We start from the raw sequence: 23739 nt of genomic DNA, 5'->3' as shown, positions 1-23739 counted from the left end.
ATAGGCGGGGGTGGGGTCTCTCCCCACGTGACGTCCGAGCGTGGGGATAGACCCCACCCGTCTCGAACGCTTCGCGTTCGATCCACCCTCCCCGCGTCGCGCGGCTACGCCGCGCTAGGGGAGGGAGAAGAGACTACTGCAAGCTCAGCGCGACGAACCGCAGCTCGCCCTCGCCGTTCGACACCAGCATCAGGACCGACTTCTTGCCGTCCTTCTTCACGGCATCGATGCGCTTCTTGACGTCGGCAGCGTTGGTCACGGCTTCCTGCGCGACCTCGACGATGACATCGCCGGCTGCGAGGCGCTTTTCGGCAGCATCCGAACCACTGTCCACGCCGGTGACGACGACGCCCTTTACGCTGTCCTTGATCTTGTACTTGGTGCGCAGGTCCTTGCTCAGCGCCGTGAGATCGAGACCGAGCGCCTTCTGCGTGGCCGGCTTCTCCGCTTCCGGTGCTGCCTTCAGCGAGGCCTGAACCGGCTTGTCATCCTCCATGCGGCCAAGCGTAACCTTCTTGGTCTCCTCCTTGCCCTTGCGGATGATCTGCACATCGACGGCCTTGCCGACTGCAGTGCCGGCAACGATGCGCGACAGGTCCTTCGGCTCCTTGACGTCCTTGCCGTCGAACTTGACGACGACGTCGCCGGGCTCAAGGCCGGCGGGCTTCGCCGGGCCCTTGTCATCGACGCCGGCGATCAGCGCGCCGCGCGCGGGCTTGATGTTGAGGCTCTCGGCGATCTCGTCGGTGACCGGCTGGATACGAACACCAAGCCAGCCGCGGCGCACTTCCTTGTATTCGCGCAGCTGCTCGATCACGCCGGCGACCGTCTTCGACGGCACGGCAAAACCGAGACCGATCGAGCCGCCGGTGGGCGAGATGATCAGCGTGTTGACGCCGACCACTTCGCCATCGAGATTGAACAGTGGGCCACCGGAATTGCCGCGATTGATCGAGGCGTCGGTCTGGATGTAGCTGTCGAACGGGCCGTTATTGATCTCGCGGTTACGCGCCGAAACGATGCCGGCAGTGACGCTGCCACCGAGCGAGAACGGATTGCCGATGGCGATCACCCATTCGCCGAGCCGCAGCTTGTCGCTGTCGCCGAACTTCACCGCGGTCACCGGCTTTACCGGCGTGAACTTGAGCAGCGCGAGGTCGGTCTTCTTGTCGACGCCGATCAGCTCGGCCTTGATCTTGGTGCCGTCATTCATGATGACGGTGATCTCGTCGGCGCCGTCGATGACGTGGTTGTTGGTGACTACGAAGCCCGACGCATCGATGATGAAACCGGAGCCGAGCGAATTGGTCTTGCGCGGCTGCATGCCGCCGCCCTTCTCGCCGCCACGGCCTCCGCGGTTCTTGAAGAAGTCCTCGAAGAATTCCTCGAACGGCGAGCCGGGCGGCAATTGCGGCGTTGCACCCCGGTTGCCACCGCCCTCGCCGCTGTTCTTGGCCTCGACGGTCGAGGTGGTCGAGATGTTGACCACCGAGTCGATCACCTTCTCGGCGACATCGGCAATGCCATCCGGACCGCGTGCGGCGGCAGGCACCGACGCGCCGGCGATAAAGCTGCCGACGGCGAGCGCTGCAATCAGCGGACGCAGGGCGCGGCGCGTGGACGAGAGAACGGGAGTCGCGATGGACATATGAGAAATGTCTCCTGACGAGAGTCGGCAATTGGCGCTCAGAGTGCGCCCGAACCGCGGGATTGCGCAAGCCTCACGCGGAACCCGTGCGGTCACGATGCTGCAGGCAGCAGAGCGTCAAATTGCGGCGAAATGCCGATGTGGCGAAACGCGAAGCCGTTGAGCTTACTCGGTTTTCAGGAGCGCCTCAGCGCCTTATGAACCAGATCAGGATCAGGCCGCCGACCGCCGAGATAATACCGGCGAGGCGCAGGATGTTGTCGGGCGAGGCCAGCGCGCTCTTCATGGCGCGGCGCATCCAGCTCGGGAATGCCAGGAACAGGATGCCCTCGAACACGAGCAGAATTCCGAGGCCGATGAGGAAGTCGGCGAACGCTATGGACCCCACCGGCATCAACTCCTAAACGTTCGCACCCTGTGTGCAGTTTCTTGCTTTTGGAAAGCAAATGAGGCGCATCGTGTGACGATGCGCCTCATCCTTAGATCAGAGTGGCGACGAACGCAAAACGGGGATTCCGTTTGCGCCGCGCAACCTGCCGTTATGGCTTCGCCGCGGCAGGCTTGCCCGATGGATTGGCGAAGAAGCGGAAGAACTCCGAATCCGGCCGTAGCAGGTAACGGGTGTCGCCCTGCTTCAGGCCGTTCTCATAGGCCGTCATCGACCGGTAGAAGGCGAAGAAGTCGGCATCCTTGTTGTAGGCCTCAGCGAACAGACGGTTGCGCTCGCCGTCGCCGGAGCCCCGGATCGACTCAGCCTGTCCATTCGCATCTGCGATGATGACCGTCGCCTCACGATCCGCCTTGGAGCGGATTTCCTGAGCCTTCTGGCCACCCTGCGCACGGAACTCGGCCGCTTCGCGCTGACGTTCGGTCTGCATGCGCTGATAGACCGCCTGGCTGTTGGCATCGGGCAGATCGGCGCGGCGGATACGCACGTCGATCACCTGAATGCCGTAACCGTCGGCCTCGCGGTCGAGCTGATCGCGGATCTTGTTCATCAGGCCTTCGCGGTCGTCACGAACGATCTGCAGGAAGTTGACCTCGCCGAGCACACGGCGCATCGCCGCGTTGAGCAGCGTCGTCAGCTGGATGTTGGCCGCCTGGATGGTGCCGATGCTCTGATAGAAGCGCAGCGCGTTCTTGATGCGATAGCGCGCGAAGGCATCCACCACCAAACGACGCTGGTCGTTGGCGATGACTTCCTGCGCGGGGTTCTCAAGATCGAGAATGCGCTTGTCGATGGTGATCACGCTGTCGATGAACGGGACCTTGAAGTTCAGGCCCGGATCGGTGACCACGCGGATGGGCTCACCAAGGCGAACCACGAGGGCCTGCTGCGTCTGCTGCACCGTGTAGAGCGAGCCGAAGCCGAGGATGACCAGCACCAATATGACGATCAGTGCGACGATACCTGAGATACCGGTTTTCATCGGGTGACCCCACTCTGCTGAGGCTGACCAGATGTCGCCGGTGGCTGACGGCGCGGCGTCAGTTCATTCAAGGGAAGATAAGGCACAACGCCCTGCGAGCCTGCGCCCTGGCCGGGATCGCTGATCAGCTTCTCGGCGCCATGGAGGATCTTTTCCATGGTTTCGAGATAGAGACGCTGACGGGTCACGTCCGGCGCCTTCTTGTACTCTTCATAAACTTTCAGGAAGCGGTCGCTCTGACCCTTGGCTTCGGCAATCGCCTGTTCGCGATAACCTTCGGCAACCTGCAGGATCTGTGCAGCACGACCGCGCGCATCGGGGACGATGCGGTTGGTATAGGTCTGCGCTTCGTTCTGCAGACGCTGGGCGTCGGCCTGCGCCGCCTGGACGTCACGGAACGCGTCGATGACCTGTGCGGGCGGATCGACCTTCTGCAGCTGCACCTGCTGGACCAGCACGCCGGCGCCATAGCCGTCGAGCGTCTTCTGCATCAGTTCCTGCACCCGGCTTTCCGTGGTGGTGCGCGCGCCGGTCAGGATCGGCTGGATGTCAGCGCGGCCGACGACTTCACGCATCACGCTCTCGGCAACCGCCTTCACGGTGCCTTCCGGGTTCTGGATGTTGAACAGGAAGTTGCCCACGCCATCCGGCTTGATGCGCCAGAGGACGGTGAAATCCACATCGACGATGTTTTCGTCACCGGTGAGCATCAGGCTCTCTTCCGGCACGTCACGCACGGTGCGGCCACGGCGACCGCTATCCTCGAGGATCGACATGCCGACCGACAGCGTCGACACACGCAGCGCCTTCGGCAGCAGCACGGTCTCGATTGGATATGGCAGGTGATAATTCAGACCTGGCTGAACGGTGCGGACATGCTTGCCGAAGCGTAGCACGACGCCGAGTTCTTCGGACTGCACGCGGAAGAAGCCGGACAGCCCCCACACCGCCAGCGCGACGATCAGGACGAGCGTGATGCCCATGCCGCTGATGAACCCGCCGGGGAGCATCGACTGCAGACGGTCCTGCCCCTTGCGCAGAAGATCCTCAAGATCAGGCGGCCTCGGTCCGGACGATTGCGGACCCGATCCCCAGGGTCCTTTCGGGCCGGGACCCCACGGGCCTCCGCCTTGATTCTTCCACGACATTCAAACTCTCCTCTGCGCGGCCGGAGTTGTCCGGTCTCGCCACGTGCATGGCTTTATAGGGGACGCCCCGGGGTCTTACAACGCGGGGTACATGACCGTGGAAGCTAAGCGCAACGCGCTGTTTTTCAATGTTAATGGGCGAAAAACGGGGTTAACGGACCGCTCTCCGGCAATATGTCACATAGGAGAAATCGACGCTGTCCTCGCCGGCCGCCGGGTGCCGAACGCGCATCGTTTCTTCCCAGATCGCAAGATCGACCGCCGGCATCGTGGTATCGCCGACCGGGTTGGCATGTACCTCGGTGACCTCCAGGCGATCGGCATGCGGCATCCATAGCGTGTAAATCTCGGCGCCGCCGATAATGGCGATCTCGCTGCCCCCACGCCGCAACGCATCGCCGGTCGCGGCCGCGCGCGCAGCATCGAGCGATGTGACGACCACCGCCCCGTCGGCCGTGTAATCGGCATTGCGCGTGATCAAGATATTGGTGCGCCCCGGCAAAGGCCGACGCGGGAACGACTCGAAAGTCTTGCGGCCCATGACGATGGGCTTTCCGATGGTCAGCGCCTTGAAACGCTGCATGTCGGACTTCAGCCGCCACGGGATCGCGTTGCCATTGCCGATGACGCCGTTTTCAGCGATGGCGTAAACGAGGACGATTTCGAGCGAGACCTTCGCGGTCACACCGCGACCTCGGCCTTGATGTGCGGATGCGGGTCGTAGCCTTCGAGTGCGAAGTCTTCGTAGCGGAAGGCGAAGATGTCCTTCACATCCGGATTGACCTTCATTACCGGCAGTTTTCGCGTTTCGCGCGTGAGCTGCAGGCGCGCTTGGTCGAGGTGATTGGAATAGAGATGCGCGTCGCCGAGCGTATGCACGAAATCGCCGGGCTTGAGGCCGGTGACCTGCGCGATCATCATCGTCAATAGTGAGTAGGATGCGATGTTGAAGGGCACGCCCAGAAACACGTCCGCCGAGCGCTGGTAGAGCTGGCACGACAGCTTTCCGTTGGCGACATAGAACTGGAACAGACAATGGCACGGCGGCAGCGCCATCTTCCCGATCTCGGCGGGATTCCACGCGGAGACGATCAGCCGGCGCGAATCCGGATTGCGCCTGATCATATCGACGACATCAGCGATCTGATCGATGCTGCGGCCATCGGGCGCCGGCCAGGAGCGCCACTGCGAGCCATAGACGGGCCCGAGGTCGCCATTGGCGTCAGCCCATTCGTCCCAGATCGAGACGCCGTGGTCCTTGAGATATTTGATATTGGTGTCGCCCGCGAGGAACCAGAGCAGTTCGTGAATGATCGCCTTCAGCGACAGCTTCTTGGTGGTCAGGACGGGAAAACCGTCGTTGAGCTTGAAGCGCATCTGGTGGCCGAACACGGACAGCGTGCCGGTGCCGGTACGGTCGTGTTTCTCCACACCGTCGCTGAGGATGCGTTCGAGCAGGTCGTGATACTGGTTCATGGTCGATCTTGCGGGCTGTGAGCCGACGAACTTATCGCTCCAGCCGGCGGCCGGACATGGCGATTCCCGGATTATACCCGGAAATCTAGGCCCTTGCCCGCAAACGACAAGAGCCGGATCCGCGAAGGATCCGGCTCTGAAATCAAACCGTTAGACGGTTCCCGCTTACTGGGCGGGCTTCAGAACGGCCGACCATTTGGCGACTTCGTCCTTCACCAGGGTGCCGAGGGAAGCCTGGGTGCGGGCTTCCGGCTTCGGAATGTCCGAGCCGAGGTCGAGGAGGCGCTTCTTCACGTTCTCGTCGTCCAGCGCCTTCGCCGCGGCGGCATTCAGCTTGGCGGTGATCGCAGCAGGCGTGCCCTTGGGTGCGAAGATCGCATTCCAGGCCGAGGCCTGATACTTCTCGAGGCCGGCTTCCTTCGTCGTCGGGACGTCCGGCAGCGACGGATTGCGCTCAGGCGTTGCGATCGCATAGGCCTTGATGGTGCCGCCCTTGATCTGCGGAACGGCATTGACGATCTGGTCGCACATGTAATCGACCTGGCCACCGACCAGCGCGTTCATCGCGGGGCCGGTGCCGTTGAACGGCACGCCGATCGGCTTGATGTCGAGCACCGACGACAGCAGTTCGCACGACGAGTAGGACACCGAGCCGACGCCGGCATGGGCCATGTTCAGCTTCTCGTTATTCGCCTTCACATAGGTGACGAATTCCTTGAGGTCCTTCGGCGCAAAATCCTTCTTTGACAGGATGAGGATCGGCGTGCCGGCCAGCAGCGCGACGGGCTCGAAGTCCTTCTCCGGATGATAAGCGAGCTTCGGATACAGCGGCACCGCGGCGGCATGGGTGCCCATGTGACCAGTGATGATGGTGTAGCCGTCATTGGCGGCCTTGGCAGCGCGGGTCGCGCCCGTGGTACCGCCGGCGCCGACAACGTTCTCGATGATGATCTGCTGGCCCAGCGTCTTCGACATGTCGGACGCCACGATGCGCGCGATCACGTCGGTCGGGCCACCTGCGGCGAAAGGCACGATCATGGTGATCGGGCGGGTCGGATATTCCTGTGCCTGCGCCTTGGTCGAAACAGCGCCGAGACCGGCGAGCGCCGCCAGGCCACCGATCGCAAGCATGCGGTTAAATGACTTCATAAGAGTGCCTCCCAGATCAAAATTTGCGCGCCGATATGACGTATTGCGCGGGACTGAATAGAAGCAACGGCCCGAAGTCCATTCGACTTCGGGCCGCGGCGGAGTGACGCAGTAATTGACGAGCCTGCTAACTCTCGGATTCGACGAAGACCTCGTCGCGTTTCTTTCGCAGTGCAGGAAGCACGGCGAGAAGCAGCAGGAAGGCCGAGATCGCCATCAAGGTGGCCGACAGCGGACGGGTGAAGAACACCGTGGCATCGCCGCGCGAGATCAGGAGCGCACGACGCAGGTTCTCTTCCATCAGCGGACCAAGCACCATGCCGAGCAGCAGCGGCGCCGGTTCGAAGTCGTGCTTGATCAGCCAGTAGCCGATCAGACCGAAGATGCCCGCAAGCACGACGTCCATCGGGGCGTTGTTCACCGAATAGATGCCGATCGAGCAGAACACGACGATCGACGGGAACATCAGGCGATACGGCACGCGGAGCAGACGCACCCAGATGCCGACCATCGGCAGGTTGATGACGAGCAGCATCAGGTTGCCGACCCACATGGAGGCGATCATGCCCCAGACGAGATCGGGCTGCTTCTGCATCACCTGCGGACCCGGAACGATACCGTGAATGGTCATCGCGCCGACCATCAGCGCCATCACCGCATTCGGCGGAATGCCGAGGGTGAGCAGCGGGATGAACGAAGTCTGTGCAGCCGCGTTGTTGGCACTCTCCGGCGCCGCAACGCCTTCGATTGCACCACGGCCGAACTTCTTCGGGTTCTTCGAGAGCTTCTTTTCGAGGGTGTAGGCCGCGAAGGACGCGATGACCGCGCCGCCGCCTGGCAGAATGCCGAGGATCGAGCCCAGCACCGTGCCGCGCAGGATCGGCGGCGTCGATGCAATAAGGTCTTCCTTGGTCGGCATCAGGCCGGTGACCTTCGACTGCACCAGCTGACGATCTTCTTCGCTGCCGGCATCGAGGTTGCGGATGATTTCGGCGAAGCCGAACAGACCCATCGCGACGGTGGCGAAGCCGAGGCCGTCAGCGAGTTCGGGAATGTTGAACGACATGCGCGACGCACCGGTCTCGATGTCGGAACCGACCATGGAGAGCAACAGGCCGAACACGATCATCGCGATCGCCTTCAGCACCGACCCCTTGGCGAGCACGACGGCGAAGATCAAGCCGAGCACCATCAGCGAGAAGTATTCTGCCGGACCGAAAGCGAGCGCGAGCTTGGTGAGCGGAGCACCGAGCACGGCGATCAGAACGGTGGCGACGCAGCCCGCGAAGAACGAACCGATGGCGGCGATGGCGAGTGCCGGACCGGCGCGGCCCTGCTTGGCCATCTGGAAACCGTCGAGCGCGGTGACGACCGAGCCGGCTTCACCGGGAATGTTGACAAGGATCGACGTGGTCGAGCCACCATACTGCGCGCCGTAATAGATGCCGGCGAGCATGATCAGTGCGCCGACCGGCGGCAGGCCGAAGGTGATCGGCAGCAGCATCGCCACGGTGGCGATGGTGCCGATGCCCGGCAACACGCCGACCAGCGTGCCGACCAGTGCGCCGACCAGACAGAGCAGGATGTTCATCGGCAGCGGAATGCTTACCCCGCCTAGCCACGATGGTGCCCACTGCACGAATTGGAAGACAGTCGCGAATCCGAGACCGAGATTGGAAAAAAGATCGCCCATAACGCCCTCGTCCTTAGCGCATCAGGAAAGTCGGCCACATCTGCAGCGGCAGACCCAGCGCGTACGGGAACAGCAAGGCGCAGAACGTCGTAAGACATGCGCCGACAATGGCGGTTTCGATCCACTTCGTTTCGGTCGAGCCCATCGCTGCGATCAGGAAGCTCGACATCGCCGAGAAGATCATGCCCATCGGACGAATGCAGAAAGCGAAAGACAGGATGGCGAGCATGACAAAGAACGGTCCGCGCCAATGAAACTTCTGCAGTGCAGGACCTTCGGTGAAGATACCGACACACATCACTGCAGCGCCAAGGCCGAGCAGCAGAATGCCGAACATCCGCGGCGCGGTACCTGCGCCGAACGAGAAGCCATGCATGCCTTGCAGATCACTCGATGCCCACAACGCAAATGCAGCAATTGCCACCAGGGCAAGACCGCCGATGAAATCCTGCGGGCCCTTGACCCAACTCGGCAAGATAGATTTCTCCGGCGCGTGGCTCGGCGCATCACTCATTGGTACGTCCCTCTAGTCATGAGCTTGTAACGGCTCAACGTCGTTCAGAGCCCGCCCAGGCTCCGTGGTCCAGTCTGCCTAGCCATTTTCATCAGAGAATGCCAGCGAAACCAAGTAACCCGCCGGCAACTAACAACCATAACGGGTTGAGCCGCGTTGCAAAGGCCAGAACGGCCGCAACCGCGGTGACGGAATACGCTGCTATAGAAGTGTCTGCTGATATCATCACGATCAGGCCACTCGCGCTCATTAGACCAATGGATAATGGGACAAGTGCCGCCTGCACAATTCCTGGCCACGTCGCATGCGTCGATCGCGCCAGCAAACGGCTTACATAATAGGCGACAACCGCAGTTGGCCCACACATGGCCAAGGTCGCAACCAGTGCGCCGAGAATACCAGCGACCTGATATCCAATCAGGGTCACGATCAAAACGTTAGGGCCCGGGGAGAGTTGAGATATCGCAAATATGTCTGCGAATTGCTTGTCCGTGAGCCAGTGATTGACGTCTACCGCAATGCGGTGAATCTCCGGGATCGCCGAATTGGCGCCGCCGACGGCGAACAGCGACATCACCCCGAATGTCCAGGCCACTGTCCAAAGGGAGCTGCTACCAGTTTGGTTCAAGCCGCCCTCCGTCGGATGATGACGGTGAGCAGAATGCTGACCGGAATGGAGACCAACAATACGGTCGGCAGTGGCCAGCGCATCAGGCCGACTGCGACGAACACAGCCAGCAACACCAGCAAGCTCAGCGGTTCGCGCTTTTTCAGCAACGGCAGCATCATCCGCGCGATCACCGCGAACAGCAGTCCGACCGCCACGCTTGAGACACCACCTAGTGTGCGGCGCAGCGATTCCAAATCGCCGTAGCGCGCATAAAGAATGGCAAGGAGCGTGACAATCAGCACGGGCGGGCCGAGCAGCCCCGCAAACGCGGCGATTGCGCCGGGAATCCCCCGAATGCGGGCCCCGAACACGACCGACAGATTGACGATGTTCGGCCCCGGCAGGAAATGGCAGAGCGCAAAGGTCTCGTTGAACTCGTCGGGTGTCATCCAGCGATGTTGCTCAACGATCGCCCGGCGCGCCCAGACCAGAACGCCGCCGAACCCCGCCAGCGACATCTTGGCGAAAGCCAGGAACAGCGTCCCTAGCCCCACTGGCGAGCGGGTTGCAGGCACCAATCGCTCATCCATGGGTGGAACGTCCGTCTCGGGCATGCCCGGATTTAGGCTGAACCCTGGCCCAGACCAACCATTTTATGCGGATTCCCCCGGTCCGGTACATGAACGGTGTTCCGTCTGTATCGCGGCGCTCTGCAGTCCTATATAGAGGTCAGGTCTTTGTGCGCCTGCCGACTCGGGCACGCCGCAGTGCGGCACGGGACATGTGGCAAGCCATAGGCCGGCGTCGACCAGCCCTCAACTTCGCCACAACGACAGATGCACCCTCTATAATGAAAAGCGACGGGACCGACCGATGCCTACCGATCATATTCGATACGATGTGCTGGCGCGCGACGCCCTCCGCGGCGTGCTGCGCAAAGTCCTGATCGACGCCGCCGAGCATGGGCTGCCCGGCGAACATCATTTCTTTATCACCTTCATCTCCACGGCTGACGGCGTGAAGCTGTCGCCGCGCCTGCTGGCGCAGTATCCCGAAGAAATGACCGTGATCCTGCAGCACCAGTTCTGGGATCTCACCGTCACCGAGGAGCGCTTCGAAGTGGGCCTGTCGTTCAACGGGATTCCGGAACGCCTGACGGTGCCCTTCGCCGCGATTAAAAGCTTCTACGATCCGTCCGTGCAGTTTGGCCTCAGCTTCGAAACCGATGCCGCCGCCGAGGCTCCTGCTGCGAGCCCCGCCAGCACCCCGGCACAAAGCCTGGCAGCGCCTCCCACCCCTCCCCAGCCTTCGGCGGAAGACGAAGCCCCCAAAACCGGCGAAGGCGCGGAAGTCGTCCGTTTAGACCGCTTCCGAAAAAAATAATCGCAAGTCCGTGTACAGTCATGGGGCCGCGTTTACGCGGCCCCATTTCTTTTGTGCCGCATCGCCCGTGATGCGCCACAACGCAAGGACTGCATCATGGCCAAATCGTCGAAGACCGCTGCTTCATCCACGCGTACCGAAACCGACAGTTTCGGCCCGATCGAAGTTGCAGCTGATCGCTATTGGGGAGCTCAAACGGAACGGTCGCGGCAGAACTTCCGCATCGGTCAGGACCGCATGCCGATGCCGATCGTGCACGCACTGGGGATCGTGAAACTCGCTGCAGCAGAGACCAATCGCGAACTTGGATTGTTGCCGGCCAAGCTTGCGAAAGCCATCGTGCAGGCCGCACGCGAAGTCATCGATGGAAAGTTCGATGATCACTTCCCGCTTGTCGTCTGGCAGACCGGCTCCGGCACGCAGACCAATATGAACCTGAACGAGGTGATCGCCAATCGCGCCAATGAGCTGCTCGGTGGCGAACGCGGCGCCAAGAAGCCGGTGCATCCGAACGACCATGTGAACATGAGTCAGTCGTCCAACGATTCGTTTCCGACCGCGATGCATATCGCAGCGGCCAAGGGTATTACGCAGGACCTCATCCCCGCTCTGAGTGAACTACTTGCCGCATTGCGCAAGAAGGAAAAAGCGTTCGCCAAGATCGTCAAGATCGGACGGACTCATACGCAAGATGCGACGCCTCTCACGCTCGGCCAGGAATTCTCCGGCTACGCATCGCAAGTGGAGAGCGGCATCGCACGCCTGCGCAGTGCAACGAAGGAACTTCATCAACTCGCACAAGGTGGCACCGCAGTCGGCACGGGGCTCAATTCGAAGCCGGGATTTGCCAAGCTGTTTGCTAAGAATGTGGAGAAGATCACAAAGCTGCCGTTCATCACCGCGCCGAACAAGTTCGAAGCACTGGCGTCCAACGACGCTTATGTCTTCACACACGGCGCGATAAACTCTATCGCGACAGGCCTATTTAAGATTGCAAACGATATTCGACTGCTCGGATCCGGACCACGCTCGGGACTTGGCGAACTCATTCTGCCGGAAAACGAGCCTGGATCTTCGATCATGCCCGGCAAGGTCAATCCGACCCAATGCGAAGCGATGACGATGGTTTGCTGTCAGGTATTTGGGAACCACACTGCAATCACGGTTGCCGGAAGCCAGGGCCACTTCGAGCTTAACGTGTATAAGCCCGTGATGGCACATTGTATGATGCATTCCATACAATTAATCGCCGACGTTGCGCGATCCTTCACTGAGCATTGCGTCGATGGCATCAAAGCGGATGAGAAACGTATTCGCGAACTCATGGAACGATCGCTCATGCTCGTCACTGCTCTCGCGCCGAGGATCGGCTACGACAATGCAGCAAAGGTCGCAAAAGAAGCGCATGCCAACGGAACAACACTGAAGGAAGAAGCTATACGTTTGGGTCTGGTGGACGCGGCGGAGTTCGACAAACTCGTTCAACCGGTCAAAATGATACACCCAGGCTGAGCAAAATTTTTTCTCACAGCTTGTTGAGAATATCTCCAAGACGAAATAGTTATAATTCATATCGGCTAAATGGCTAGAATGCCTGCCTCCCGCCAACGGTTTTTTGCCGTGTCATGGCGAGAGGCAGCAACTAGAGTGATTGAATTACGTTTCGTAAGTGAGTCTGTTTACTACGAAGCATTGTTATTGAGACGGAGAGCATTTTTGGATGGATTTCGAAACCTCAGTAACCTTCATCTCGTAACGGTGCTTGATGGTGTTACTCGGGTGTCTCGCTCCATCATTTCATTTAACGACAGGAGCGATCGTGGGTGACCTGATCAATCTGAATCGCTTCAAGAAGCGCACCACACGAGAAGAGTCGGCTCGACAGGCTGACGTAAACCGTGCCCGCTTTGGCCGCACCAAATCCGAACGCATTTCACAGGAGCAACGCACTGCCCGTGCGAACACCATGCTTGACCAGCACAAAATCGATAGCGAGAGCGCATCATGAAGTCGCCCGTAGTTAAACGATCGATCGTCGTTGCTGGACACAAAACCAGCGTAAGCCTTGAAGAGGCTTTCTGGAACGGCATGAAGGAGATTTCCAATCTCCGCGACATGACGCTCTCGGAACTGGTCGGCGAGATTGATACGAACCGGCAGCAGGGTAACCTGTCCTCTGCAATCCGGCTGTTCGTGCTCGATTACTTCCGGACCCGCGCTGTTCCGCAGCAGCATGGATCGGATCGCAGCTCGACGATGACGACCTGATCTCGGCACACCGGCGGCGTTTCTCTTGGCCGTCGGCCGGGAATGCTTCGAATATGACTGTCAGAATGTCGGTCGTGCCGAAGGCGCAGCTGTTGGCGGTGTCAGCACGAGCGGACCTGATGGCCGAGGGCGTGGTGCACGCGCCGCGCCGGGAGCCGGTTTGACGTCGATCGGTGCCGGGAGTGGCGCCATTTGCTGACTTGAAACGGAAGGTGCTGCCGCGGCACTTGGAGGCCGTGGGGCCACAGGCTTCACTGGCGCACGACGCGGATCTTTTCCAGGCAACGGAACATCCTGCAAGTTCGGCGCGGACGATGTCGTCAAGTCGTTGATCGACGGCGCGCTATCCGCCGGCGGTGCAACGATGATCGACGCAGCAGGCCCGCGCTCGAGCTGATCCAGCCGCCGCGTTTCACGGTCGATGGCGCGCACGGCTAGCCAAGACGACAACGCCCCGACATCCACGGTGCGGTCCAGCCTGTCGGGGGGCCCTACCAGAAACAGCTGGATTTCCGGCCGCGCGCTGGACGCGCCGCCTGCGGGGCGGGAAAGGTTGGCGCGAATGTCGGCCTGTTCGGCAACGATGTCATAACCTCCGGACACGATCGCCTGTGCGCCATCGGCTTCGAGCGAGGTCGCGCCGACGCGAAGCCGACTATCCTTGATGCTGAACGGGATCTGCGCCGAGGCCACGGCGAACGCGCCCCGCCCGAGCTCGGTCTCCACGATCTGACGCAGCTTTGCATCATCCGTCGCCTGGCCCGTATCGCTGGCACGAATGGCAGTATCGAACACCCGCGGATCCAGCCCTGCAATACGCAACTGATCGATGGTCACAAGACCATCGCCCGAAATCGCACCGGCGAGCGCAGAGGCACTACGGCCCTGACTCGATAGCGTCATTCTGAATGAAGTCTTGCCGGCCGGCATCGCCAGGGATTGATAACGCAGCGCGGCACCATCGACGCCGGCAAGCTGGGCACGCACGCCCAGTGTGTAGCCCGTCGTGGCAGAGCGGGTGAGATCGATATCGGCGGTGACGTCGCCTCCACCGATCTTGCCGGTGATGGCATCGAGCGTCAGTGCATTCCCGTTGTTTCTGACGATCGTGTTGAAGGGCCGGATCTCCGAGCCGCCGGGCAATACGGCACTCAGCGCCTGAAATGCCAGTTGGCCACGCCAACCCTGCAGCAGATCGCGGGAGAGCGGTTCGCTCGCATCCTGTCCGCGCGCGCCGATTGCAAAACCGAATGCAGACGCGAGGTCGATACGATCGGCACCGAGCTGCCCATCGATCGACTTCTCCGCGCCGAGCGTCAAAGCGAGACGGCCGCGCATCCGCGAGCCGTCGAGCGTGCTGTCGATATCCTCAAAGCTCAGCTTCTCGCCATTCAACGAGACACGTGACGACAGGCTGATCCGCTGAGCCATGGCATCCGCAGGCTTGAGGCCGAATAGCGGCGTTGCATTTGCCGCGCGAATGGCGAGCGCCAGACTGGCTTTCGGCACCGCAGCCAGAAGCTCGGTACTGCCCTGCACATCCGCGTCGAGCTCCGTCCCGCTCAACTTCGCCTTTACCTGCATGGACGCACGCCAGGCGCCGGTGGCGTTGCCCTCAAAGGTCAAAGGCGCATCACCGGCCGCGACCACACCGTTCAAGCCGAGCAACGCCAGCAACGTCCGCCCTGCCCCGTTAGTCGCGCATCCCAGAGGAGTTCGCTGCCAGACAAAGCCGCAACATCGAAGCCGCGCAGCGCCACCAGCGTCGGAGACACCTTGCTACTGATGCTCCCTTTCATTTGCGGTGCATCGATATCCAGCACGGCAGACGCATTGGCGCGATCCGACGACGGAGAAGCTTTCGCGACATCCAGGCCGAGCTTGAATTTGACTGCTCCAGCCACCGCCGGCATCGCCCTGAGCCGCTCGGCGAGCCTTGGCGCCACAGGAGAGACGACATTGATCGCCTGCGCCAGCGACGATGCACCGGCGCTCAGCATCAGCTTTCCCGTTACGTCGTTTCGATCGAATGACCCGCTTCCGTCCAGCATCAAGCCGGTCGGTTCGCCGACTTTGAAGCGATCAAGCGTCAGCGTCTTCGGATCGTAGCCAACCTGCACCGAGAATGGCCGCATCTCCTGCCCGGCAGAGATCGCACGGCCGACATCGAGAGAAAGTGCTGCTGCATTCGGCCACTCGGCTTGTGATCCGACGAGCGAACGGACAAGCGCTGTCGCAGCATCGAGATTTAACCGATCCGCCTTCAGGTTCGCATCGAGCCGCGAGCCGCCTGCCGCAGATGGATAGGCCAGCGCGATACGCCCTCCAGCACGCCACCATCGATCTCCGCAATCAGTTTATCGACCGAGAGATGATCATTGGTCGATGCAAAATGCCCGCGAATGCGCAATGGCTTCTGATCGCGCAGCCTTGTGTCGCTGCGCCCCTTGAGCCAGCCGACAAGGACGTCAGGATCGGAGGAATCGACATTGATCGCGCCGCTGAAACTATTGGCGACGTTCGACTGCGACGCGCCGCTGGCGACGACGCGCGTGGCGCCGGGCGCCTGGAATTCAAGGCGCTCCACGGCCCACGATTTGGCGCTGCCGTGCAGATCGACGCCGACATTCTGGATGGCGCGTCCGCCCAGCATGATCTGGTCCGCGCTCATCTGCAGCTGCGTGGCGATCGAAGCCGGCGGGACGATTGCCATCAATCTCCGAAGCAGCGCAATCGGCGTCGCGCTGTCGTCGGACCCTGCCCCTTGGCCAGAAGCCGATCGATATCGATCTGCTTGGCGCCGAGGACAGCCGTCAATAATGGCGCGCTGCCAAACCGCACATCGGCGATGCCGGAAAATTTGAGAGCGACATTGTCGTGACCGTAGCTCGCTTCCAGCGCCTCGAGACGAGCCTGCGCAGGAGCGAGCTTCAACTTGCTTGCAACGCGCCAGGGCGCTGATCCCGGCTTATCAGATTGCGCCGGCACGTTGGCCGCAACCGTCATCGTTCCTTCGAAACTCGGCGCACGATTGTCGAAAGCAAGTACACCATCGAGATCGACACCCAACGGCTTGTCGCCGGGCTCGATGGTCAATCGCACACGCGTGCCGAGGCCATCGCTTGTTTGCCCCGACGACAACCGGAACGGATAGCGCATGCCCGACAGCATGAAATTGCCATCGCCGCGCAAGGCACCGGCAGCCAGTGAGCGAACGTCGCCGCTGAATGCGATATCGTTGAGCTCCAGAGAACTGCGACTGGCCGCTTCATGCAAGGCCACACGGCCCGTGACGTTGAGACGATCGATCGCGAGGTCACCGAGATTGAACGGCCCGGTGGCTGCAGGAAGGTCGAGACGCCCCTCCGCGTTGAGCCCCAGATCCACAGCAACGCCACCGATGCTCAGTTCCGTCGCGCGCCATTCCCCGCGCATGAGCGAACCAAGACTGAATTCGACAGCGAGCTTCTGTGCACGCATGCGACCGAGATCATTCGCCCCGCCGACGGTGATGCCATGCAATTGCAACGACGGCGCCGGCAGCAGCCGGGCATCCAAGGCGCCGCTGACACGCACGGGCGCCCCGACGATGCGGGTTGCTTCAGCTTCAAATTGCGGCCGGAACTGGTTCCAGTCGATGAAGAACGGCCCCACCAGAGCAGCAGCCAGCGCAAGAATGAAAGCAATCGCCAAGCCGAGCAGCGTCGTCTGCAAGGAAACATCCCCTCAGGGTTCAACGACATCCCGCATGCTGGCCGCGCATGGTCAGATCGGAATGCGTATGAGTCCGTCCATGTATAAAGGGAACTGTGGCGAAGTCACAGCATAACCCACATGTCAGCCGGTGCGGCCCGGTTGCGGCAAATTGCCGGCCGGCAGGCGCTCCGGGATCATCCCTGAGACGTCTGCTGCAGGGCTTCCCGGGCCGCGTGGGATCGATGCAATCGACCGGCGACAACGCGCACCTTGCGCGGCGATGCCATCCAGATCGCAATGGTCGCCAGCACGGACACCACGATGCCGAGCGCGAATGCGACCGTGTAGGTCCCGCAATGATCGTGAAGCACGCCGGTCACCAGAGGCCCTGCCGCGCCGCCCGCCAGCGCAGCCAGCATCAGCGTGCCGAAAATGCTACCGAAATGCTCGCCCTGGAAAATTTCGAGTACGACCGCGCCCATGATCGACGTCACGCCATAGCCCAGCAATCCCTGCGAGATCACCATGACATAGACCAGCACCAGGCTGGGCGTGAATTCTAGCGCGATCAACGCGGCAAAGCAGATCCCGAATCCGACACCGCTCACGGTCCAGATCCATTCGCGCCCGATCCGGTCGGACAAATGACCGAGGAAGATCTGGCCGGGTACGCCGAACAGGCTGACCATCCCGAGCGACCAGGCGGCCACGGCCGGCGAGAAACCGATATCCAGCAGGTATTTCGTCTGATGGACCTGGACGGCGTACCAGGCATAGAGGCCGCCGAACAGACCGAGCGCCAGCCACCAGAACCGTGCCGTCCGCATCGCGCGCGCCAGTGTCCAGTCGATGCTAGCCCAGACGGGATCGATCACATTGGACATCGGCTTCGCCGCCGCGTGAGCGGCTGTGTCACCGTCCGGAAGCAGGCCCATATCCTGCGGCCGCTTCCTGAGCAGGAGATTGATCGGCACCAGGACGACCAATACGACGAGTCCGACAGCCGTGCAGGCCGTGCGCCAGCCGGTCTGTTCGATCATCACCTGCACCCAGGGCAACACCGTCACCGAGCCGATGCCGACGCCGGCGAAAGCAAGCCCGATGGCGAGGCCACGCTTGCGGCTGAACCAGTTGGGCAGGAAGAGCGATTGCCCGGAATAGCCCAGACAGACGCTGCCTGCGCCGACGAGAACACCGATGGTGAGATAGAGGTGCCACGGCTGCGTGGTCAGTGGCGCCAGCAGGAGACCGGCGGCCATCAGGGCCGTGCCGAGTTCCATCACAGCACGCGGACCGCCCCGGTCCATCAGCTTGCCCATCAGCGGGCTCATGATGGCTGAGACGAGAAAGCCGAACGAAAAGGCACCGGCGGTGACGCCGCGATCCCAACCGAACTCCGAAATGATGGGCGGAAAGAACAGCGAAAACGACGTCCGCGCATTTACGCCGATCGCCATCGATACGAATGTAACGGCTACGATCACCCAGCCATAGAAGAACGGCAGCCGCATCGGCCGATGCCTTTTCTTGAACGCTCGCGCGTCGGGTTTGCGCTGTCCGCGAAACAATGCGCGGACACAATCCATGCAGGAAACATCACCTATATGCACTTTATAGGTGTTTAGAAACCGTTAATACCGTTACAGCGGGTGGTATTTTGCGCGTAAGGCAGCGTCAAGCGTCGCTGCCGACACACGTCAGGCTGGCGGCAGTATCTTGCCGGGGTTGAGGATGTTGTCTGGGTCGAATGCGCGCTTGATCGCCCGCATGGCATCGAGGGCTTCGAGGCCCAATTCGTCCTTCATGTATTTCTGCTTGCCTTGGCCGATGCCGTGCTCGCCGGTACAGGTGCCGCCCATGGCCTGGGCACGCTTGACGAGGCGGTGCATGAACTCTTCTGCGCGGGCGATCTCGGCGGGATCGTTGCGATCGCAGACCAGCGAACAATGGAAATTGCCGTCGCCGACATGGCCGACGATCGGCGATAGAAGATTGAACCGCTTGAGGTCGTCCTCGGTCTCGCCGACGCATTCGGCAAGTTTCGAGATGGGAACGCAGACGTCGGTCGCGGCCACTTCGGAGCCGGGACGCAGGCTCTTCACAGACCAATAGGCATCATGGCGGGCTTGCCAGAGTTTGGTGCGATCTTCTGGCTTCGTGGTCCAGCTGAAATCGCCGCCACCGCATTCGAGCGCGATCTCGCGAAAATTCTTCGACTGTTCGGCGACGTCGGCTTCGCTGCCATGGAATTCCAGCAGCAACAGCGGCGTCTCCGGCAGCGTCAGCTTCGAATAAATATTGCAGGCGCGCACCTGCGCTTCGTTGAGCAATTCGATACGCGCGACGGGGATGCCGGTCTGGATTGCCAGAATGGTTGCCTGGCAGGCGCCCTGCACGCTGTCGAACGAGCAAGACGCCGCGGCGATCGTATCCGGAATGCCACGCAGCTTGATGGTGAGCTCGCTGATGATGCCGAGCGTTCCTTCGGCACCGACGAACATATGTGTGAGGTCGTAGCCGGCCGACGACTTCTTGGCCCGCGTGCCCGTCGAGATGATCTCGCCATCCGCACGGACGACTTTCAGCGCCAGCACGTTTTCACGCATGGTGCCGTAGCGGACCGCATTGGTGCCCGATGCCCGAGTCGAGGCCATGCCGCCGAGCGAGGCGTCGGCGCCGGGATCGATCGGGAAAAACAGGCCCTGATCGCGCAGATGCTCGTTCAGCGCCTTGCGGGTGACGCCGGGCTGGATGACGCAATCGAGATCCTCGGGGTGGACCGCCAGAATCTTGTTCATGTCGCGCATGTCGATGCAGATGCCGCCGGCGGGCGCGTTGACCTGCCCTTCCAGCGAGGTGCCCGTCCCGAACGCGATCACCGGAACCTTGTTGGCGGCGCAGATACGCACGACGTCCTGAATATCGGCCGTTTCCTGCGCAAACACGACGCCATCCGGCGGCTGGTTCGTCAGCCACGTGGTCGTGTGGCCATGTTGTTCGCGGACCGCCTGCGAGGTCACGAGCTTGTTGCCAAAGCGCGCTGCCAGCGCTTCGAGTGCGGCCGCTAGAGCTTTCGGCTCGGGGCGCGTCAGATTCGATTCGATGTGACCCACGGTTGTCCCTTTCAACGGGGTGCGACCGTCGCAAAGCTTGTATAAGCGGTCAAGAGAGACGTGATGTGGAAATGGGATGGGAATGACCGAGATCAACGAAAGCCTGCGCCGCCCCGCGCTGTTCAAATCCTCGATCATGCAGATCGACCCGCAATGGATCGACTATAACGGCCACCTCAACATGGCCTATTACAACGTCCTGTTCGACCGCGCCGTGGACGAACTCTGGCTGCAGATCGGGATCGGACCGGGCTATCTGAAGGAGCGCGACAACTCATCCTTCACCGCCGAATGCCATGTCCGCTACATCCGGGAAATCCATCTCGGCGATCCCGCGCAGGTCTCCATTCTCGTCGTCGCCGCGGACGAGAAGCGTATTCACACCTTCAAGGAACTGCGCCACGCCACCGAGGGCTGGCTGTCGGCCACCTCTGAAAACATGACGCTGCATATGGATATGACGGCGCGGAGGGTGGCGGCGTTTCCGCCAGACATCAACGCCAATGTTCAGGCGCTGGCAAAGGCACATTCCGGACTGGAGCGGCCCGAGGGAATCGGCCGCAACATCGCGATGCCAGTGAAGAAGTAGCGGAAACGATACATCGTCATTGCGAGGAACGTAGCGACGAAGCAATCCAGCTCTTTGCTCTGGATTGCTTCGCCCAAACGAATTGCGACGCAATTCGTTTGGGCTCGCAATGACGGCGAATACTACAGACTGTTACCGCGACCGCGGACAAGGCCAACAACGGCCGAGATCAGGAACAGCACGATGGCGATGAAGAAGATCGCCTTGGCGATTTCGATGGAAGCGCCGGCGACACCGCCGAAGCCGAGAACACCGGCAATCAAAGCGACGACGAGAAACGTTACGACCCAGCTCAGCATGACACGTACCTCAGTTTACGGTTGTTCGGTTTGTCGTTCTCTGCGCGAGTTCTGACGTCGCGCTGGATGTCAAGACAAGCCGGACCAAAACCGAAAGTTCCGCAGACAATACCGCCGCCGATCAACGAAATGAGAGCGGCCCGCGGGCTGTCGATCGTCGCGATGGCGTCCATGCGGGGATAAGTCTATCGCCGGGGGCGCTCAGGCCCTATATGGCCCCAATCCCTGTTAAGAAGTCCCTTCTGAGGCCCCACGAGTCCGTGCGGGCGGAATTCGATTCGCATGACCGAAGCACGCAAAATGCCCGCCAACGACCTTCCCGCCTATCAGCCCGTGGCGGGCGGCATTGCTGCGCGCGCCCGAGCGGCCGCCGCACCCGCGCCCTATCTCGACAATCTCAATCCCGAGCAGCGCGACGCCGTCGAGACGCTGGACGGCCCCGTTCTGGTGCTCGCCGGCGCCGGCACCGGCAAGACCAAGGTGCTGACCTCGCGCATCGCGCATATTCTCTCCACCGGCCGTGCACGGCCCGGCGAGATCCTGTCGGTGACCTTCACCAACAAGGCCGCGCGCGAGATGAAGCATCGTCTCGGCATCATGCTCGGCCAGGCCGTCGAAGGCATGCCGTGGCTCGGCACCTTCCACTCCATCGGCGGCCGCATCCTGCGCAGCCATGCGGAGCTGGTGCAGCTCAAGTCGAACTTCACGGTGCTCGACACCGATGACCAGATCCGCCTGCTCAAGCAACTTTTGTCGGCGGAGAATATCGACGACAAGCGCTGGCCGGCGCGCATGCTGGCCGGGCTGATCGATGGCTGGAAGAATCGCGGCCTCACGCCTGCGCAGGTGCCGGCGGGCGAAGCCGCGGTGTTCGGCAATGGCAAGGGCGGCAAGCTCTACAAGGACTATCAGGAGCGGCTGAAGACGCTGAACGCGGCGGACTTCGGCGATCTGCTGCTAGAATGCATCCGCCTGTTCCGCGAACATCCGGATGTGCTGCGATCGTATCAGGCGCGGTTCAAGTTCATCCTGGTGGACGAGTATCAGGACACGAATGTCGCGCAGTATCTGTGGCTGCGGCTGCTGTCGCAGGGCGCCGCGCGTGCGCCTTCACCGGGCGAGGACAATGCCATCGCCACGCAAACCGCCGCCACGCGAAACATCTGCTGCGTCGGCGATGACGACCAGTCGATCTATGGCTGGCGCGGCGCCGAGGTCGATAACATCCTGCGCTTCGAACACGATTTCCCCGGCGCCAAGGTGATCCGGCTGGAGCGCAATTATCGTTCGACAGGTCACATCCTTGCCGCTGCCTCGCATCTGATCGCGCACAATGAAGGCCGGCTCGGCAAGACGCTGCGCACCGAAGATGTCGACGGCGAAAAGGTCACCGTCACCGGCGCATGGGACTCCGAGGAGGAAGCCCGCGGCGTCGGCGAGGAGATAGAGCAGCTGCAGCGCGAGGGCCACAAGCTCAACGATATCGCCATTCTCGTGCGTGCCTCGTTCCAGATGCGCGAATTCGAAGACCGCTTCGTCACCCTCGGCCTGCCCTATCGCGTCATCGGCGGCCCGCGTTTCTATGAGCGTGCGGAAATCCGCGATGCGCTGGCTTACCTGCGCGTGATCAATTCACCGGCCGACGATCTCGCTTTCGAACGCATCGTCAATGTGCCGAAGCGCGGCCTCGGCGATGCCACCGTGCAGATGCTCCATGACCATGCACGCCGCCGCCGCATCCCGCTCTCGGAAGCAGCGCGACAAGTGATCGAGACCGACGAGATGAAGCCGAAGGCGCGCGGTTCGCTGCGCGACCTGATGCTGAGCTTCGAGCGCTGGCGCAAGCAGATGGAAGTCGTCTCGCATACGGAGCTGGCGGAGGTCGTGCTCGACGAGAGCGGCTATACCGAGATGTGGCAGAAGGATCGCTCGGCCGACGCCGCCGGCCGGCTGGAAAACCTCAAGGAGCTGGTGCGCTCCATGGAGGAATTCGAGAATCTGCAAGGCTTCCTCGAACACATCTCGCTGGTGATGGATCGCGAAGGCGCAGCCGACGAGGATGCGGTGTCTGTGATGACGCTGCATTCGGCCAAGGGGCTGGAATTCGACAATGTGTTTCTGCCCGGCTGGGAGGAAGGCCTGTTTCCGCATCAGCGCGCGCTCGACGAGCAGGGCCGCGCAGGGCTGGAAGAAGAGCGCCGCCTCGCCCATGTGGGCATCACGCGTGCCCGCAAGCGCGCAAAACTTTACTTCGCCACCAATCGCCGCATTCACGGCACCTGGAACACGACGATCCCGTCGCGCTTCCTCGACGAACTGCCGGCGGCGAATGTGGAGATCACGGAATCCAAGGGCGGCAACGGCTGGGGCGGCGCCGGCGGCTATGGTTCGTCGCGCTTCGACAATCTCGAAGCTTTTGGCTCGACCTATTCGACCCCAGGCTGGCAGCGCGCGCAACAGCAGCGCGGGCGCAGCGGTGGTGGGTATGGTGACAGTTTTGGCGGAAATAGTGGCGGCGCGAAAAAGCGACCGATGGTCATCGAAGGCGAGCTGGTGGCAAAATCCACCGGCACCGATTCAGCCTTCTCGCTCGATGATCGCGTCTTCCACGAAAAATTCGGCTACGGCCATGTCACCAAGATCGATGGCAACAAGCTCACCATCGATTTCGACAAGGCCGGCGAGAAGAAGGTCGTCGATAGTTTCGTGAGGGCAGCCTGACC

At 61.6% G+C, this 23739-nt stretch carries 24 protein-coding genes; 6 read left to right on the top strand and 18 right to left on the bottom strand.

Going from position 1 to position 23739, the window contains the following annotated elements:
- Nucleotides 1-133 precede the first annotated feature (133 nt).
- The 11 genes from RPMA_RS09425 to RPMA_RS09375 form a co-directional block, all read right to left on the bottom strand.
- Nucleotides 134-1648 (bottom strand): Do family serine endopeptidase, encoded by a 1515-nt coding sequence (locus RPMA_RS09425; protein ID WP_211912561.1) that lies wholly within the window; start codon nt 1646-1648, stop codon nt 134-136.
- 187 nt (nt 1649-1835) lie between these two features.
- The gene (locus tag RPMA_RS09420; protein ID WP_211912560.1) at nt 1836-2036 is read right to left on the bottom strand and encodes a DUF2065 domain-containing protein; all 201 of its coding nucleotides are present in this window, start codon (nt 2034-2036) and stop codon (nt 1836-1838) included.
- Nucleotides 2037-2187: 151 nt separating this feature from the next.
- Nucleotides 2188-3078 carry a protease modulator HflC gene (gene hflC / locus RPMA_RS09415; RefSeq protein ID WP_211912559.1) on the bottom strand — a complete coding sequence of 297 codons (891 nt, stop codon included), beginning with the start codon at nt 3076-3078 and terminating at the stop codon, nt 2188-2190.
- The gene (gene hflK / locus RPMA_RS09410) at nt 3075-4226 is read right to left on the bottom strand and encodes an FtsH protease activity modulator HflK (protein ID WP_211912558.1); all 1152 of its coding nucleotides are present in this window, start codon (nt 4224-4226) and stop codon (nt 3075-3077) included. The genes hflC and hflK overlap by 4 nt, the downstream gene beginning before the upstream one ends.
- Before the next feature lie 151 nt (nt 4227-4377).
- Entirely contained in the window at nt 4378-4911 is a 534-nt protein-coding gene (locus RPMA_RS09405) for a dihydrofolate reductase (RefSeq protein WP_211912557.1), read from the bottom strand.
- Entirely contained in the window at nt 4908-5702 is a 795-nt protein-coding gene (locus RPMA_RS09400) for a thymidylate synthase (protein WP_211912556.1), read from the bottom strand. Before RPMA_RS09400 ends, RPMA_RS09405 begins: the two co-directional genes overlap by 4 nt.
- 165 nt (nt 5703-5867) lie before the next feature.
- Complete coding sequence (locus RPMA_RS09395; protein ID WP_211912555.1) at nt 5868-6851, bottom strand: tripartite tricarboxylate transporter substrate binding protein BugD; 984 nt, start codon at nt 6849-6851, stop codon at nt 5868-5870.
- Between the two features lie 127 nt (nt 6852-6978).
- Complete coding sequence (locus RPMA_RS09390; RefSeq protein ID WP_211912554.1) at nt 6979-8544, bottom strand: tripartite tricarboxylate transporter permease; 1566 nt, start codon at nt 8542-8544, stop codon at nt 6979-6981.
- Nucleotides 8545-8557: 13 nt separating this feature from the next.
- Nucleotides 8558-9058, bottom strand: a complete 501-nt coding sequence (locus tag RPMA_RS09385) for a tripartite tricarboxylate transporter TctB family protein (protein ID WP_211912553.1) — start codon at nt 9056-9058, stop codon at nt 8558-8560.
- A gap of 91 nt (nt 9059-9149) precedes the next feature.
- Nucleotides 9150-9686, bottom strand: coding sequence for a chromate transporter (locus tag RPMA_RS09380; RefSeq protein WP_211912552.1), 537 nt, complete (start codon nt 9684-9686; stop codon nt 9150-9152).
- Nucleotides 9683-10258 carry a chromate transporter gene (locus RPMA_RS09375; protein ID WP_249225605.1) on the bottom strand — a complete coding sequence of 192 codons (576 nt, stop codon included), beginning with the start codon at nt 10256-10258 and terminating at the stop codon, nt 9683-9685. Before RPMA_RS09375 ends, RPMA_RS09380 begins: the two co-directional genes overlap by 4 nt.
- Nucleotides 10259-10541: 283 nt before the next feature.
- On the opposite strand from RPMA_RS09375, the gene RPMA_RS09370 reads away from it, so the two are divergent.
- From RPMA_RS09370 to RPMA_RS09355, 4 genes are all read left to right on the top strand, one after another.
- A complete protein-coding gene (locus RPMA_RS09370) occupies nt 10542-11051 on the top strand; it encodes an SspB family protein (protein WP_211912550.1) in 510 nt (169 codons plus the stop codon).
- A 96-nt stretch (nt 11052-11147) separates the two neighbouring features.
- Nucleotides 11148-12563 carry a class II fumarate hydratase gene (gene fumC / locus RPMA_RS09365; RefSeq protein ID WP_211912549.1) on the top strand — a complete coding sequence of 472 codons (1416 nt, stop codon included), beginning with the start codon at nt 11148-11150 and terminating at the stop codon, nt 12561-12563.
- A 307-nt stretch (nt 12564-12870) separates the two neighbouring features.
- A complete protein-coding gene (locus RPMA_RS09360) occupies nt 12871-13059 on the top strand; it encodes a DUF4169 family protein (protein WP_211912548.1) in 189 nt (62 codons plus the stop codon).
- Entirely contained in the window at nt 13056-13319 is a 264-nt protein-coding gene (locus RPMA_RS09355) for a ribbon-helix-helix domain-containing protein (RefSeq protein WP_211912547.1), read from the top strand. The genes RPMA_RS09360 and RPMA_RS09355 overlap by 4 nt, the downstream gene beginning before the upstream one ends.
- 60 nt (nt 13320-13379) lie before the next feature.
- On the opposite strand, the gene RPMA_RS28410 is transcribed toward RPMA_RS09355, so the two are convergent.
- The 6 genes from RPMA_RS28410 to RPMA_RS09340 form a co-directional block, all read right to left on the bottom strand.
- Nucleotides 13380-14996 carry an AsmA family protein gene (locus RPMA_RS28410; RefSeq protein WP_328516574.1) on the bottom strand — a complete coding sequence of 539 codons (1617 nt, stop codon included), beginning with the start codon at nt 14994-14996 and terminating at the stop codon, nt 13380-13382.
- Nucleotides 14975-15454 (bottom strand): hypothetical protein, encoded by a 480-nt coding sequence (locus RPMA_RS28405; protein WP_328516573.1) that lies wholly within the window; start codon nt 15452-15454, stop codon nt 14975-14977. The genes RPMA_RS28410 and RPMA_RS28405 overlap by 22 nt, the downstream gene beginning before the upstream one ends.
- Nucleotides 15455-15582: 128 nt before the next feature.
- Entirely contained in the window at nt 15583-16032 is a 450-nt protein-coding gene (locus RPMA_RS28400; RefSeq protein WP_328516572.1) for a hypothetical protein, read from the bottom strand.
- A complete protein-coding gene (locus tag RPMA_RS28395) occupies nt 16032-17033 on the bottom strand; it encodes an AsmA family protein (RefSeq protein ID WP_328516571.1) in 1002 nt (333 codons plus the stop codon). The genes RPMA_RS28400 and RPMA_RS28395 overlap by 1 nt, the downstream gene beginning before the upstream one ends.
- Nucleotides 17034-17209: 176 nt before the next feature.
- Nucleotides 17210-18526 carry an MFS transporter gene (locus tag RPMA_RS09345; protein WP_211912546.1) on the bottom strand — a complete coding sequence of 439 codons (1317 nt, stop codon included), beginning with the start codon at nt 18524-18526 and terminating at the stop codon, nt 17210-17212.
- A 186-nt stretch (nt 18527-18712) separates the two neighbouring features.
- Nucleotides 18713-20128, bottom strand: a complete 1416-nt coding sequence (locus RPMA_RS09340; protein WP_408056517.1) for an FAD-binding oxidoreductase — start codon at nt 20126-20128, stop codon at nt 18713-18715.
- Between the two features lie 82 nt (nt 20129-20210).
- Here RPMA_RS09340 and RPMA_RS09335 point away from each other — a divergent pair, with 82 nt between their 5' ends.
- Nucleotides 20211-20717, top strand: a complete 507-nt coding sequence (locus tag RPMA_RS09335) for a thioesterase family protein (protein ID WP_211912544.1) — start codon at nt 20211-20213, stop codon at nt 20715-20717.
- A 122-nt stretch (nt 20718-20839) separates the two neighbouring features.
- Here RPMA_RS09335 and RPMA_RS09330 read toward each other — a convergent pair whose 3' ends face one another.
- Nucleotides 20840-21016 carry a DUF1328 domain-containing protein gene (locus RPMA_RS09330; RefSeq protein WP_211912543.1) on the bottom strand — a complete coding sequence of 59 codons (177 nt, stop codon included), beginning with the start codon at nt 21014-21016 and terminating at the stop codon, nt 20840-20842.
- 282 nt (nt 21017-21298) lie between these two features.
- Between RPMA_RS09330 and RPMA_RS09325 the strand changes: the two genes are divergently transcribed.
- Nucleotides 21299-23737 carry an ATP-dependent helicase gene (locus tag RPMA_RS09325; protein ID WP_211912542.1) on the top strand — a complete coding sequence of 813 codons (2439 nt, stop codon included), beginning with the start codon at nt 21299-21301 and terminating at the stop codon, nt 23735-23737.
- Nucleotides 23738-23739 lie beyond the last annotated feature (2 nt).

The sequence above is a fragment of the Tardiphaga alba genome, assembly GCF_018279705.1.
GTDB lineage: Bacteria > Pseudomonadota > Alphaproteobacteria > Rhizobiales > Xanthobacteraceae > Tardiphaga > Tardiphaga alba.
Note: the sequence above shows the minus strand (reverse complement) of the source record. Positions and strands in the feature narration are given on the sequence as shown.

Coding starts and splice junctions, on each gene's coding strand:
- RPMA_RS09425 (WP_211912561.1), bottom strand. CDS start 1,648: ATGTCCATCGCGACTCCCGTTCTCTCGTCCACGCGCCGCGCCCTGCGT.
- RPMA_RS09375 (WP_249225605.1), bottom strand. CDS start 10,258: ATGGATGAGCGATTGGTGCCTGCAACCCGCTCGCCAGTGGGGCTAGGG.
- RPMA_RS09355 (WP_211912547.1), top strand. CDS start 13,056: ATGAAGTCGCCCGTAGTTAAACGATCGATCGTCGTTGCTGGACACAAA.
- fumC (WP_211912549.1), top strand. CDS start 11,148: ATGGCCAAATCGTCGAAGACCGCTGCTTCATCCACGCGTACCGAAACC.
- RPMA_RS09335 (WP_211912544.1), top strand. CDS start 20,211: ATGACCGAGATCAACGAAAGCCTGCGCCGCCCCGCGCTGTTCAAATCC.
- hflC (WP_211912559.1), bottom strand. CDS start 3,078: ATGAAAACCGGTATCTCAGGTATCGTCGCACTGATCGTCATATTGGTG.
- RPMA_RS28400 (WP_328516572.1), bottom strand. CDS start 16,032: ATGGCAATCGTCCCGCCGGCTTCGATCGCCACGCAGCTGCAGATGAGC.
- RPMA_RS09330 (WP_211912543.1), bottom strand. CDS start 21,016: ATGCTGAGCTGGGTCGTAACGTTTCTCGTCGTCGCTTTGATTGCCGGT.
- hflK (WP_211912558.1), bottom strand. CDS start 4,226: ATGTCGTGGAAGAATCAAGGCGGAGGCCCGTGGGGTCCCGGCCCGAAA.
- RPMA_RS09390 (WP_211912554.1), bottom strand. CDS start 8,544: ATGGGCGATCTTTTTTCCAATCTCGGTCTCGGATTCGCGACTGTCTTC.
- RPMA_RS09385 (WP_211912553.1), bottom strand. CDS start 9,058: ATGAGTGATGCGCCGAGCCACGCGCCGGAGAAATCTATCTTGCCGAGT.
- RPMA_RS09370 (WP_211912550.1), top strand. CDS start 10,542: ATGCCTACCGATCATATTCGATACGATGTGCTGGCGCGCGACGCCCTC.
- RPMA_RS09400 (WP_211912556.1), bottom strand. CDS start 5,702: ATGAACCAGTATCACGACCTGCTCGAACGCATCCTCAGCGACGGTGTG.
- RPMA_RS09325 (WP_211912542.1), top strand. CDS start 21,299: ATGACCGAAGCACGCAAAATGCCCGCCAACGACCTTCCCGCCTATCAG.
- RPMA_RS28405 (WP_328516573.1), bottom strand. CDS start 15,454: ATGCGGCCATTCTCGGTGCAGGTTGGCTACGATCCGAAGACGCTGACG.
- RPMA_RS09395 (WP_211912555.1), bottom strand. CDS start 6,851: ATGAAGTCATTTAACCGCATGCTTGCGATCGGTGGCCTGGCGGCGCTC.
- RPMA_RS09345 (WP_211912546.1), bottom strand. CDS start 18,526: ATGCGGCTGCCGTTCTTCTATGGCTGGGTGATCGTAGCCGTTACATTC.